Source organism: Curtobacterium sp. Arg-1 (assembly GCF_025643395.1).
Classification (GTDB): domain Bacteria; phylum Actinomycetota; class Actinomycetes; order Actinomycetales; family Microbacteriaceae; genus Curtobacterium; species Curtobacterium poinsettiae.
This window is the reverse complement of record NZ_CP095731.1, coordinates 3,533,056-3,545,300: the sequence shown is the minus strand read 5'-3', so window position 1 is coordinate 3,545,300 and position 12,245 is coordinate 3,533,056. Positions and strand designations below refer to the sequence as shown.

Genomic DNA, 12,245 nt, shown 5'->3' with positions numbered 1-12,245 from the left:
TCGTCAGCCGATCGTGCCGCGCAGGCTGTCCACGTGCAGTTCGACCAGCGCCAGGACCCGCTCCGGCGCACGCGCCGTCGGGTCCCACGTGTGCTCGATCGCCAGCCCGTCGATCAGCGCGTGCAGCCGGTCCGCCTCGTCGGTCAGGTCGCGATCGGCGCCGAGGCTGCCGTCCTCGCGCAGGATCTCCAGCGCCCGGGTGCACACCCGGCTGACCCCGTCGTTCAGGCGTCGGGCGCTCGCAGCCAGGTGTTCGTCGGTGCGCGCGAGCACGCCGAGCTGCACCTGCGCCAGGATCTCGGTCGTGCGCTCGGAGTCGAGCGGCAGCACCTGGGCGAGGACGTCCAGTGCGAGCGCACGACCCGTCGAACGCAGGGCGGCGAGCCGAGCGGTGACCCGTTCCTCGATGATCGTCAGGCAGTGCTCGCGCAGGGCGTCCTGCGTCGGGAACACGCGGCGGAGTGACGCCGGGGCGATGCCGGCCTCGTCCGCGACGTTCCGCACGGACAGTGCGCTGAGGCCGTCCCGCTCCAGGATCCGCAGGCAGGCCGCGGCCACCAGGGATCCCCGTTCCTCGAGGTCGACACGGCGGGGCACCGGGTCAGCCTACGGCCGGCTCGACGCGCCGGCCGGGTCCGCGGCTGCGGAGGTGACTCGGCGCGGCCAGATCGTGTAACTGATCGCCCACAGCAGTTCGACGCCCAGGACCACCCCGAGCAGTGCGACCGTGCCCTGCAGCTCGTCCGTGCGCTCCGGGTCGCCGACGACGAGGACGAGTCCGCCGACGATCCCACCGGCGATCAGCACGGCGAGCCCGGTCCGCAGCACGTCGCCCCAGCACCGGGCCGTGTACCGCCGTCCACTCAGCCGTTCGGGTGCCGGACCGCCGGCGAACCGGTGCGTGAAGCGGACGTCCGCCCACGCGATCATCCGGTGCCCGTACGCGACCGAGAAGCCGATGTAGATCGCGGCGAGGCCGTGGTGCCACGTCGCGGTCCCACCACCGAGCAGGTCGACCGTGACGACGGCGAGCAGGACGACGTCGATCACGGGGGCCGCGACGAGCATCGCCGCACCCGTGCGCGGCCGTCGCAGCAGGTACCGGGTGGTCAGGCCGCCGAGGATCGCGACCCAGAAGGCGATCTCGCAGGCGACGATGGCGATGAGTGTCATGGTTCCCCGATGCAGTGTCGCTGATCGTCTGAGTACAGGTGTACTCAACAAGCATCGCACGGCGACCGCCGCGGTGTCGAGCGGCGGTGTTCTGCCCCTGGAAGCGGGGGGAGACACGGGCTCCCACGCCTGCGACACTCGGAGCACCGGTAATCCGCACGGTCCCCTCCGAGGCCCGACGCATCGCCGTCGACAGCCCGCAAAGGACCCCATGCTCCCTCCCGTCGACCGAACGGTCGTCTCCTCCGACGGCACCACCATCGCCGTGTCCGAGGCAGGGGACGGACCGGCGGTCGTCGTCGTGGGCGGTGCCTTCGACCACCGGGGGACCCCGTACCTCGACCGCGTGGTCGCCGAGCTCGCTCCCACCCATCGTGTCGTCACCTACGACCGACGCGGTCGCGGTGCCAGCGGCGACTCGGCGTCGTGGGCGATCGAGCGCGAGGTCGACGACCTCCGCGCCGTCGTCGAGAGCGTCGGCGTCCCCACGACCGCCGTCGGGATCTGCGTCGGTGCCGGTGTCGTCCTGCACGGCCTCGCCACCGGCCTGCCCGTCGACGGTGCCGTCCTGTGGGAACCGCCGTACCGCGCCTCGGTCGACCCGCACGCCGACGACGTCGTCTTCGCCGACCTGCTCGACGAGCACGTGGTCGCCGGCCGCCGCACCCAGGCCGTCCGCGGCTTCCTGACCCAGGTGCTCGGGCTCCCGATGGGCCAGGTCACGGCGCTCCGACTCAAGGGCTCGCTCTGGCGCTCCCTGGTCGTCGACGCCCACGTGCTCAGCCGCGAGGTCCGGGTGCTGAACGGCCTCGCCGTGCCCGAGCGGGTCGCCGCAGCCGTCGGCGTGCCGGTGCTCGTCGGCGCCGGCGGTGACGGTCTCGAGTGGATGCGTCGTGCGGCCCGCGCCGTCGTGGACGCGGTGCCGGGTTCGGAGTACGCGGAGGTACCCGGGCAGGGACACGTCCCCGCCCCCGCCGCCCTCGGAGCACTGATCGACCGCGTCCGGAGCCCAATCGTCTCGCCCAGCAGCTGACTGCGAGAGGATGGGTTGGTGAACGCACCCCGCCTCGGTCTCCTGCTCGACGTCGACGGGCCCATCGCCAGCCCGGTCTCCCGCACCATCGCGATCCCGAGCATCGTCGCGGACCTCGTCGCGCTCGCTGCCGAGGGCATCCCGATCGTCTTCAACACCGGCCGCAGCGACGCCTTCATCCGCTCCGAGGTCGTCGGCCCGCTGCTCGCCGGTGGCCTCGCCGAGGGCGGCCGGGTGCACGCGGTCTGCGAGAAGGGTGCCGTGTGGTGCTCGATCGGCCCGCAGTACGACGGCGGCATGGGTGAGCTGACCGTCGCCGAGGACCTCGCGCTGCCGCGGGACTACGCCGACGAGATGCGCGAGCTGGTCCGCGCCGAGTACGCCGACCTGGTGTTCTTCGACGAGACGAAGCGCGCGATGGTGTCGATCGAGCAGCGCGTCGAGGTGCCGAACGCCACGTACCTCGCCCGCCAGCCGGAGTTCGACGCGAAGGCGATGGCCGCGCTCGAGCGTCGTGGCCTCGGTGTCCGCCGCCTCGACGATGTCCGACCCGACGCCGACGGTGCCGTGCAGTGGCGCATCGACCCGACCATCATCTCCACCGACGTCGAGTCCGACCGCAGCGGCAAGGACCTGGGCGCCGAGCGGTCGCTCGAACTCCTCGGGCAGGACGGCGAGCTCCCGATCACCTGGCGCACCGTGGGCGACTCCCGCAGCGACTACGCCATGGCGGACTGGCTGCACGCCAACGGGTACGAGGTCGCGCACGTCGACGTCCGTCCTGCCGACGGTGTGCCGGCCACGCCGTACCCGGTGCTCACCGCGCCCGACGGCGTCATCCACGACGAGGCCGGCGCCCGGTTCCTGGCGGACTGGCGCGCCGCGCGCTGACGCGGCCGCGGCCCTGGACGCACCCGCCCGCCGACCGAGCGGTGCGCGCTGGACCGCCACCGCGCCTCCCGTCCGTCGCCGGACCGGCCCACCGTCCGGCCGGACGCTTTGCGTGACACAGTGGTACACCAGTACCCTTCCGAGGTCCGCCGCCAGCCGATGACGGGATCCACCCATGGCAACGAAGATCCGCATCAAGTCGATCGAGGCCTCCCTGGCCGACTCCGAGGAGCAGGGCAGGTCCCTGAAACGCTCCCTGAAGACGTTCGACATCGCCGCGATGGGCATCGCGGTCGCCGTCGGCGCCGGCATCTTCTCGGTCGGCGCGAACGCCGCCGCGAACTTCGCCGGGCCCGGCGTGATCGTCTCCTTCCTGCTCGCCGCCGTCACCTGCGGCCTGGCGATCATGTGCTACGCCGAGTTCGCGTCGACGATCCCCGTCGCCGGCTCCGCGTACACGTTCACCTACGCCACGATGGGTGAGCTGCTCGCCTGGATCGTGGGCTGGGACCTCATCCTCGAGACCCTCACCGCCAGTGCCGTGATCGCGAAGTACTGGGGCATCTACCTCAGCACCGCGTTCGACGTCTTCGGCGTGACCCTGCCCAGCACGATCCAGCTCGGTCCGATCCCGTTCACCTGGGGTCCGGTGCTCATCGTCGGGATCTTCACGGTGCTCCTCGCCTTCGGCACCCGCCTGTCGTCGCGGGTGTCGGCGGTCATCACCGTCATCAAGGTCGCCATCGTCGTGTTCGTCATCGTCGCCGGTGCGTTCTTCGTCAAGGCCGCCAACTTCACCCCGTTCATCCCGCCGGCCGAGCCCGCCAAGGGCGCCGAGGGCAGCGTCTGGACCCAGTCGCTCGTGTCGTGGTTCACCGGTGCGGAGCCTGCCCAGTACGGCGTCTTCGGCCTGCTCGCCGCGGCGTCCCTGGTGTTCTTCGCCTTCATCGGCTTCGACGTCGTCGCCACGAGCGCCGAGGAGACCGAGAACCCGCAGAAGACCCTGCCCCGCGGCATCTTCATCGGCCTCGGCATCGTGACGCTGCTCTACGTCGGCGTCAGCATCGTCATCACCGGCATGGTCTCGTACCAGCGCCTGGCGGAGGAGAAGGCACCGTCGCTGGCCTCGGCGTTCGACATCGTCGGGCTGCCGTGGGCCGCCGGCATCATCGCCATCGGCTCGCTGATCGGTCTGACCACCGTCGTCATGGTGCTGCTGCTCGGCCTGTCCCGCATCGTCTTCTCGATGAGCCGCGACGGCCTGCTGCCCCGCTGGTTCTCCAAGACCAACCCGAAGACGCAGACGCCGGTGCGCGTGCAGGTCGTCGCCGGTGTCGTCGTTGCGCTGCTGGCCGGGTTCACCGCGGTCGACAAGCTCGAGGGCATGATCAACATCGGCACGCTGTCCGCGTTCGTCCTGGTGTCGATCGGCATCGTCGTGCTGCGTCGTTCGCGGCCCGATGCCCCGCGGGCCTTCCGGGTGCCGTGGTCGCCCGTGCTGCCGATCATCTCGGCGGTGCTGTGCTTCTGGCTGATGCTGAACCTCGAGGTCGAGACCTGGCTCCGGTTCGTCGTCTGGCTGGTCATCGGCTTCGTCATCTACTTCGGGTACAGCCGCCGCCACAGCCGCGTCGGCCAGGGCATGCAGTAGGGCCGTCCCGCAAAACACCGGTGTTCGCACGTTGCACACCCGCACACCGCGGTTCGACGTGTGGACACCGGTGTTTTGCAGACCGCAGCGCGCCGCAGCCGCTACGCGCCGACGAGCAGCAGCCCGCCGAACGCGAGCATCACGACGGCGACCAGGCCGTCGAACACCCGCCACGTGAGCGGCTTCTCGAACAGCGGCCGCAGCAGCCGACCGCCGAACCCGAGCGCACCGAACCACAGGCAGCTCGCCGCGACGGCACCGATCGTCCAGAGCCACCGGTCGTCCGCACCCTGCTGGTTCGCCACCGACCCGAGGAACACCAGCGTGTCCAGGTACACGTGCGGGTTCGCCCACGTGAAGACGAGCATGGTCAGCACCGCCGTCCGCATGGTCACACCCTGGCCGGGAGGCACGGTGCGCGTCCGCCCCGCCGCCACCGTCGAACGCCCGGTCGCGTCGATCCCCGGACCGGCGCCCGCGCCCGTGTCGACCCCCGCGCCTGCGCCCGCACCGGCGCCCACGACCCCGTCGTCGGCCGCCTCGTCGGCGACCCGCATCGCGTCCCCCGACGGCCGCAGCGCACGCCGCGCCGCGAGCACCCCGTAGGTGAGCAGGAACGCGGCACCGACGAACCGGACCACCAGGAGCGCCACGGGGAACCGCTCGACCACGGCGCCGACCCCGAGCACCCCGGCGACGATGAGGAGCGCATCCGAGACCGCGCACACCACGACCGCCGCGGCCACCACCCGGAGTCCTGCGCTGACCGCGAGCCGGAGCAGGTACGTGTTCTGCACACCGATCGCGACGATCAGTGCGAGTCCCGTGCCGAGGCCGGAGAGCAGGGGCAGGAGCGTGGTCACGGATCCGACGCTAGAGCGTCGCCGCGGTGCAGTACAGCTCACGTTCCTGCAGCGCCGTAAGCTCAGCTGTATGTCCCGGTTCCAGCGCGAACACCTCGAGACGCTGCTCGCCGCCGTCGACCACGGCACCCTGGACGCCGCGGCTCGCGCGCTGGCCATCACCCCGTCGGCGGTCTCGCAGCGGATCAAGTCGATGGAGCAGCAGGTCGGTCGGGTCCTGCTCCAGCGCACCACCCCGGTGCGCCCGACCGCGGACGGCGAGGTGGTGCTCCGGCACGCGCGGCAGGTCCGGCTGCTCGACGAGGAGACCTCCCGTGCACTCGGCGGTGGCTCCTCGGTGGTGCCGTCGATCCCGCTGGCCGTCAACGCCGACTCGCTCGGCACCTGGTTCCTCGATGCTCTGGCCCTCGTCCGGGCCGACACCGAGGTGGTCTTCGACCTGCACCGCGAAGACCAGGACCGCACCGCCGAGCTGCTCCGCGCCGGCACCGTGATGGGCGCGGTGACGGCCGAGGCGGACCCCGTGCAGGGCTGCTCGTCGGTGCCGCTCGGCATCGATCGGTACCGGGCCGTGGCGTCACCGGCGTTCGTCGCCCGGTACCTCGGCGACACCGGCACCGAGCGGCGGATGCTCCGGCGGCTCGACGAGGTCCCGCTCGTCGACTACGACCGCGACGACGACCTGCAGCAGGGGTACCTGCGCCAGGTCCTGGGGCACGCTCCCGGCGGCCCGCGCCACTTCGTCCCGACCTCTGCCGACTTCGCCCGCGCCGTCACGCTCGGGTTCGGGTGGGGGCTGCTGCCCGAGGCGCAGTGCCTCGACGCGATCGACCGCGGTGTCCTGGTCGAGCTGGCCCCGGGTCGGCACGCCGACGTCGCGCTGTGGTGGCAGCGCTGGAACCTGGCGTCAGCGCTCCTCGAACGGGTCACCGACGCGGTCCGGGTGACCGCCGCGGAGCGCCTGCACCCCGTGCGTCAGGTCTGACAGCGCGGACACCAGTAGGTGTCGCGCAGGGTGAGCTCCGAGTCGCCGAGTTCGCCGTGCCGGATCGGGGTCCCGCAGCGCAGACACGGCTTGCCGGCGCGACCGTAGACCCAGAACCGTCGACCGGGGCGGTCGACACCGGTGGTCACGCGGGCGCTGCGGTCGCGGTTCGCCAGGATCAGTCGGCTGGCGAGCGTGATCGTGCGCGCCGGGTCGGGGACCTGGCCGGCCGGACGCGTCGGCAGCACCCCGCGCAGGAAGCAGAGTTCGTTCCGGTACACGTTGCCGAGCCCGGCGAGCACCCGTTGGTCGAGCAGCGCCAACCCGACCGGCCGTTCGGGGTCCTCCGTCAGGTTGGCGAGGGCCAGGTCGGCGTCCCAGTCGGGGCCGAGCAGGTCGGGCCCCAGGTGTCCGACGACCTCGGACTCCTGGTCGCGCGGGACGACCTCGAGCACCCCGAGCGCGAAGCCGACGGTGGAGACTCCTTCGGCGTCCAGGATCGCCCGGGCTTGGTGCGCCGGACGTCGCCAGCGGTCACCGGGCGCGTAGACGTCCCACCGGCCCTCCATCTTCAGGTGCGAGTGCACGGTCAGGTCGCCGATCCGGTGCAGCAGGTGCTTGCCGCGGGGGACGACCTCGTCGACGGTGCGCCCCACCAGGTCGAGGGTGGCGAAGGCCGGGACCCGGAAGTCGCTCTTCGTCAGGACCTTGCCCGCCAGCGCGGTGTGCAGACGGCGTGCCGCACGGTAGACGGTGTCGCCTTCAGGCACGGGGCACCTCCGGCACGTGGTCACCGCACGGCCGGGAGGCGCGGCTCGCCTCACACACGGAGCCGCAGCCCCTGCGGGGTCGCCGTGAACCCCGCCTGACGGAGCGCGCCGCCGAGCAGCGTCTCGAGCACGAAGTCCCCGTCGACCCGCTCGACCGAGAGCTTCCGCAGCCCGGTCCGGACGATCGAGGCGATCGAGGTGGCGGCAGCGGCGAGGTCGGCCGCGTCGTCGGTGAACGTGAGCACGGACTTGCCGCCCCGCTCGACGTACACGGCGAGCTTGCCGTCCACGGTCGTCACGAGGGCGCCTGCCTTGCGTCCGGGCCGGTGACCCCGGGCGGTCTTCGCACCGCTCGCAACGCCGCTCGCCGCGTCGTTCGCGCCGGTGCTCGCCCCACCGGCTGCGACGGCATCGTCCGCGACTCCGGGGTCGACGTCGCCCGTGGGCCACGGCAACGAGGCCCCGAACGGGTTCGCCGGGTCGGTCGCCGCGAGCGTCAGGGCCTCGCGCTTGCGGTCCGGATCGCCACGCTCGTCGTCGCCGAGCTCGCGGGCGTAGGTGCGCAGCCGGTCGACGGTCGGGCCGGTGGCGAACTGGGCGGCACCGAGCCCCTCGACGAAGTACCCGCGACGAGCCCGGCCGGACTCCTCGAACCGAGAGAGCACCCGGTACACCCCCGCGAAGCCGCCGCGGACACCCTCGACCTGCACGGCGCCGCGGGTCACGACGCCGTAGCGTTCGAGCAGCTGTTCGGCGGTCGCCGCGGCCCGCACGGTCGAGTCGGACTCGGCCAGCGGCAGGAGCGACCAGCGACCCCCGACGGACGGCGGCCCGGACTGCGTCGGCATGGTCGGCCGCCGACGGCCGCGGTAGGCCCGGGCCCGCGGGGCACTCGAGCTCTTCGCCTTGCCGCCGAGCATCGACCGCAGCGGGGCGAACGTGTCGTTCGTGATCTGCCCGGCCCAGACCAGGTCCCACAGCGCGGTCGTGAGCGCCTGGTCGTCGCTGCTGCCCACGGCCTGGCCCAGCTGCCGGAAGAAGTAGGCGCCGCCACCGGCCAGCGCACCGAGCACGTCGCGCTGCAGCTCGGTCGTCTCGTCGCCGGAGGGCTCGGCGAGCGTCGTCGCCGCGGTGTCGGCCAGGTGCAGACGCACCCAGCCGTCGTTGCCGGGCAGTGTGCCGCCGCCGGACCACAGGACCTCGCCCGTGGCGGTCAGTTCGTCGAGCATGCTCGTCGAGTAGTCGGTGACGCGCGACGGCAGCACCAGGGTCTCCCACGCGCTGGCGGGCAGGGCCACCCCGGCGAGCTGGTCGATCACCTGCAGCACGCCGTCGACGCCACGGAGGCCACCGCGTGTCCCGGGAGTCTGCACGTGCTGCCAGGCGGGCAGGAAACGGGCGAGGGTGTCCGGCGAGACCGGTTCGACCTCGTGCCGCAGGGCAGCGAGGGACTTCGTGCGGATCCGTCGCAGGACCTCGGCATCGCACCACTCGGCGCCCTGGCGGTCGGGGCGGAACTCGCCCTCCACCACGCGGCGGTCGGCGACGAGTCGGCGCAGGGTGTCCTGCACGACGGCGATCCCCAGGCCGAGGCGACCGGCGGCCTCCTGTGCGGAGAACGGTCCGTGCGACCTCGCGTAGCGGCCGATCAGATCGCCCAGGGGATCCGCCACGGGCTCGATGAACGCCGTGGGCACACCGATCGGCAGCGGGACCCCGAGGGCGTCACGCAGACGGGCGGCGTCCTCGATCACGGCCCAGCGCGTCGCCCCGGCGTGCGAGAACGAGAGCACCCGGCGATCACGTTCCAGGGCGTGGAGCGTGCTGCGCAGTTCGGCGATGGCCCCGGCCCGGTCGGCGGTGTCGGCGAGCCAGCTCCGGTCGACCGCTTCGTCCAGGTCGAGCGCGCCGACCAGCCGCAGGACGTCGACGAGCCCCTCGGCGTCACGGGCACGGCGGTCCGGCGAGAGCCGCTGCAGGTCGCGTTCCACCGACGTGATGACCGCGGGATCGAGCAGCTCGCGCAGCTCCGCACGACCGAGCAGTTCGCCGAGCAGCGTCGAGTCGAGCGACAGCGCCGCTGCCCGGCGTTCGGCGAGCGGGGTGTCGCCCTCGTACATGAAGGCCGCGACGTACCCGAACAGGATCGACCGGGCGAACGGCGACGGCTGCTCGGTCTCGGTCTCGACCAACCGGATCCGGCGCCCGGCGATGTCGTCGGCGATCCCGAGCAGCGCGGGCACGTCGTAGACGTCCTGCAGCACCTCGCGCACGGTCTCGAGCACGATCGGGAACGTCGGGTACTTCTGCGCGACCTCGAGCAGCTGCGAGGCCCGCTGCCGCTGCTGCCAGAGCGGCGACCGCTGCCCGGGGTTCCGTCGGGGCAGCAGCAGGGCGCGCGCCGCGCACTCGCGGAACCGCGCGGCGAAGAGCGCTGAGCCGCCGACCTCGTCGGTGACCAGGGCCTCGAGGTCGTCGCGCTCGAACACGAACAGGTCGGCACCCGGCGGCTCGGCGTCGGTCTCCGGGATGCGCACGACGATCCCGTCGTCGGCCGCCATCGCGTCGCCGTCGATGCCGTGCCGTTCGCGCAGCCGCGCGGCGACGGCCAGGGCCCACGGCGCGTGCACCTGCATGCCGTAGGGCGAGTGCAGGATGAGCCGCCAGTCCCCGAGCTCGTCGCGGAACCGCTCGACGACGAGCGTGGTGTCGTTCGGCACGTGGCCGGTGGCCGCGCGCTGGTCGCGCAGGAACGTCAGCAGGTTGGTGACGGCACGCTCGTCCAGTCCGCCGGCGGCGACCCGGGCGCGGGCGTCGTCGTCCGATGCGCCCTCGACCTCGCGCACGAACGCACCGGTGGCCCGGCCGAGCTCGGCGGGTCGGCCGATGCCGTCGCCCTTCCAGAACGGCACGCGACCGGGCTGCCCGAACGCCGGGCTCACGACGACGCGGTCGTGGGTGATCTCCTCGATCCGCCAGCTCGTGGCACCGAGGGCGAAGACGTCCCCCACGCGTGATTCGTAGACCATCTCCTCGTCGAGCTCGCCGACGCGGGACGCCTTCTCGCCGACCATGAACACGCCGAACATGCCACGGTCGGGGATCGTCCCGCCGCTCGTCACCGCGAGCCGCTGGGCACCGGGCCGCCCGGTCAGGGTGCCGTGCACGCGGTCCCAGACCAGCCGTGGCCGGAGTTCGGCGAACTCGTCGCTCGGGTACCGACCCGTGACCAGGTCGAGCGTCGCCTCGAACGCCGACCGGGGCAGGCCGCTGAACGGGGCGCTCCGCCGCACGAGTTCGAACCAGTGTTCGACGTCGAGGGTGTCGATGGACCCGGCCGCCACGGTGTGCTGCGCCAGGACGTCGAGCGGGTTCGCCGGCACCGAGATCGACTCGATCTGGCCCGAGACCATCCGCTCGACCGTGACCGCGCTGTTGACCAGGTCGGCCCGGTGCTTCGGGAACAGCACCCCACGCGAGATCTCGCCCACCTGGTGTCCGGCACGACCGACGCGCTGCAGCCCGCTCGCGACCGAGGGCGGCGCCTCGACCTGGACGACCAGGTCGACCTCGCCCATGTCGATACCGAGTTCGAGCGAGCTCGTCGCGACGACGCACCGCAGCCGACCGGACTTCAGGTCGTCCTCGATGATCGCGCGCTGGTCCTTCGACACCGAGCCGTGGTGCGCGCGGGCGAGCACCGGGACGGAGGCGTCCGAGCCCCCGCCGGCGGTCTGCCCGGACCCGCCGATGAGCTGCGCCGGCGGCCGTTTGGCCCCCTGGGGCGCGACCGCATGCGCCGAGGTGCGCGCCGGAGACTGCGGCCGCCCCCGTGCAACGGGCAGGCCGTGGTCGTCCGGCGACGCCCCCGCCGGCACCAGGGCGCCGTCGCCGGCGGCGGCGAGCACGCGTTCCTCGTGGATCTCGTTGAGCCGTGCCGTCAGCCGCTCGGCCAGCCGCCGCGAGTTCGCGAACACGATGGTCGAGCGGTGTTCCTCGATCAGGTCGACGACGCGCTCTTCGACGTGCGGCCAGATCGACCCGTTCGTCGGCGACTCGGACGCGTCCGCACCGACCGGCGGCGCCCCGAGCTCGGTCATGTCGTCGACGGGCACGACGACCCGCAGGTCGAAGGTCTTCTGCGCCGGCGGCGCGATGATCGTCACCGGGGCGCGGCCGCCCAGGAACCGCGCGACCTCTTCCGGCGGACGGACGGTCGCGGACAACCCGATGCGCTGCACGGGCTTGTCGAGCAGGTCGTCGAGGCGTTCGAGCGACACGGCCAGGTGTGCGCCGCGCTTGCTCGAGGCAACCGCGTGGACCTCGTCCACGATGACGGTGTCGACGTTCACCAGGGTCTCGCGTGCCTGCGAGGTGAGCATCAGGTAGAGCGACTCGGGCGTGGTGATGAGGATGTCCGGCGGCTGGCGCAGGAGCTTCTGCCGGTCGGACGACGGGGTGTCACCGCTGCGCACACCCACCGTGACGTCCGGTGGTTCGGTACCGAGACGGCGTGCGGTCTGGGTGATGCCGACGAGCGGGCTCCGCAGGTTGCGCTCGACGTCGACGCCCAGGGCCTTGAGCGGCGAGACGTAGAGCACCCGCGTGCGCTGCTTCGCCGGCGGCCGGTCGGTCGCGCTGATGAGCCGGTCGATCGACCACAGGAACGAGGCCAGGGTCTTGCCGGAACCGGTCGGGGCGATCACGAGCGCGTGCTGCCCGGTCGAGATGGCGTCCCACGCCCCGGCCTGTGCGGGGGTCGGTGCGTCGAAGGCGCCGCGGAACCACTCGGTGGTGGCGGGGGAGAAGCGCTCGAAGACGTCCGTCATGGTCCGTCCCATCCTGCCCGTCGCCACCGACAGCAGGCCGAGCGGACGTC

The 12,245-nt window shown here is 72.6% G+C and carries 9 protein-coding genes; 4 read left to right on the top strand and 5 right to left on the bottom strand.

Features of this window, described 5'->3' with window-relative positions; all coding sequences use genetic code 11:
* Nucleotides 1–3: 3 nt before the first annotated feature.
* Nucleotides 4–597, bottom strand: a complete 594-nt coding sequence (locus MXD64_RS16985; protein WP_263136849.1) for a TetR/AcrR family transcriptional regulator — start codon at nucleotides 595–597, stop codon at nucleotides 4–6.
* 9 nt (nucleotides 598–606) lie between these two features.
* Nucleotides 607–1,173 carry a hypothetical protein gene (locus tag MXD64_RS16980; protein ID WP_263136848.1) on the bottom strand — a complete coding sequence of 189 codons (567 nt, stop codon included), beginning with the start codon at nucleotides 1,171–1,173 and terminating at the stop codon, nucleotides 607–609.
* 211 nt (nucleotides 1,174–1,384) lie between these two features.
* Here MXD64_RS16980 and MXD64_RS16975 point away from each other — a divergent pair, with 211 nt between their 5' ends.
* From MXD64_RS16975 to MXD64_RS16965, 3 genes are all read left to right on the top strand, one after another.
* Nucleotides 1,385–2,206, top strand: coding sequence for an alpha/beta fold hydrolase (locus tag MXD64_RS16975; RefSeq protein WP_214518564.1), 822 nt, complete (start codon nucleotides 1,385–1,387; stop codon nucleotides 2,204–2,206).
* An 18-nt stretch (nucleotides 2,207–2,224) separates the two neighbouring features.
* Nucleotides 2,225–3,097 carry a hypothetical protein gene (locus tag MXD64_RS16970; RefSeq protein WP_201300418.1) on the top strand — a complete coding sequence of 291 codons (873 nt, stop codon included), beginning with the start codon at nucleotides 2,225–2,227 and terminating at the stop codon, nucleotides 3,095–3,097.
* 175 nt (nucleotides 3,098–3,272) lie between these two features.
* Nucleotides 3,273–4,748 carry an APC family permease gene (locus MXD64_RS16965; protein ID WP_017885839.1) on the top strand — a complete coding sequence of 492 codons (1,476 nt, stop codon included), beginning with the start codon at nucleotides 3,273–3,275 and terminating at the stop codon, nucleotides 4,746–4,748.
* Nucleotides 4,749–4,849: 101 nt separating this feature from the next.
* On the opposite strand, the gene MXD64_RS16960 is transcribed toward MXD64_RS16965, so the two are convergent.
* Nucleotides 4,850–5,611 carry a LysE/ArgO family amino acid transporter gene (locus tag MXD64_RS16960; RefSeq protein WP_214563054.1) on the bottom strand — a complete coding sequence of 254 codons (762 nt, stop codon included), beginning with the start codon at nucleotides 5,609–5,611 and terminating at the stop codon, nucleotides 4,850–4,852.
* Between the two features lie 70 nt (nucleotides 5,612–5,681).
* Here MXD64_RS16960 and MXD64_RS16955 point away from each other — a divergent pair, with 70 nt between their 5' ends.
* Complete coding sequence (locus tag MXD64_RS16955) at nucleotides 5,682–6,596, top strand: LysR family transcriptional regulator ArgP (protein WP_071250114.1); 915 nt, start codon at nucleotides 5,682–5,684, stop codon at nucleotides 6,594–6,596.
* On the opposite strand, the gene MXD64_RS16950 is transcribed toward MXD64_RS16955, so the two are convergent.
* Nucleotides 6,587–7,366 (bottom strand): Fpg/Nei family DNA glycosylase, encoded by a 780-nt coding sequence (locus tag MXD64_RS16950; protein WP_017885842.1) that lies wholly within the window; start codon nucleotides 7,364–7,366, stop codon nucleotides 6,587–6,589. The genes MXD64_RS16955 and MXD64_RS16950 overlap by 10 nt on opposite strands.
* 50 nt (nucleotides 7,367–7,416) lie before the next feature.
* On the bottom strand, nucleotides 7,417–12,195 hold the full coding sequence (locus tag MXD64_RS16945) for an Lhr family ATP-dependent helicase (RefSeq protein WP_263136845.1): 4,779 nt from the start codon (nucleotides 12,193–12,195) through the stop codon (nucleotides 7,417–7,419).
* Nucleotides 12,196–12,245: the final 50 nt, after the last annotated feature.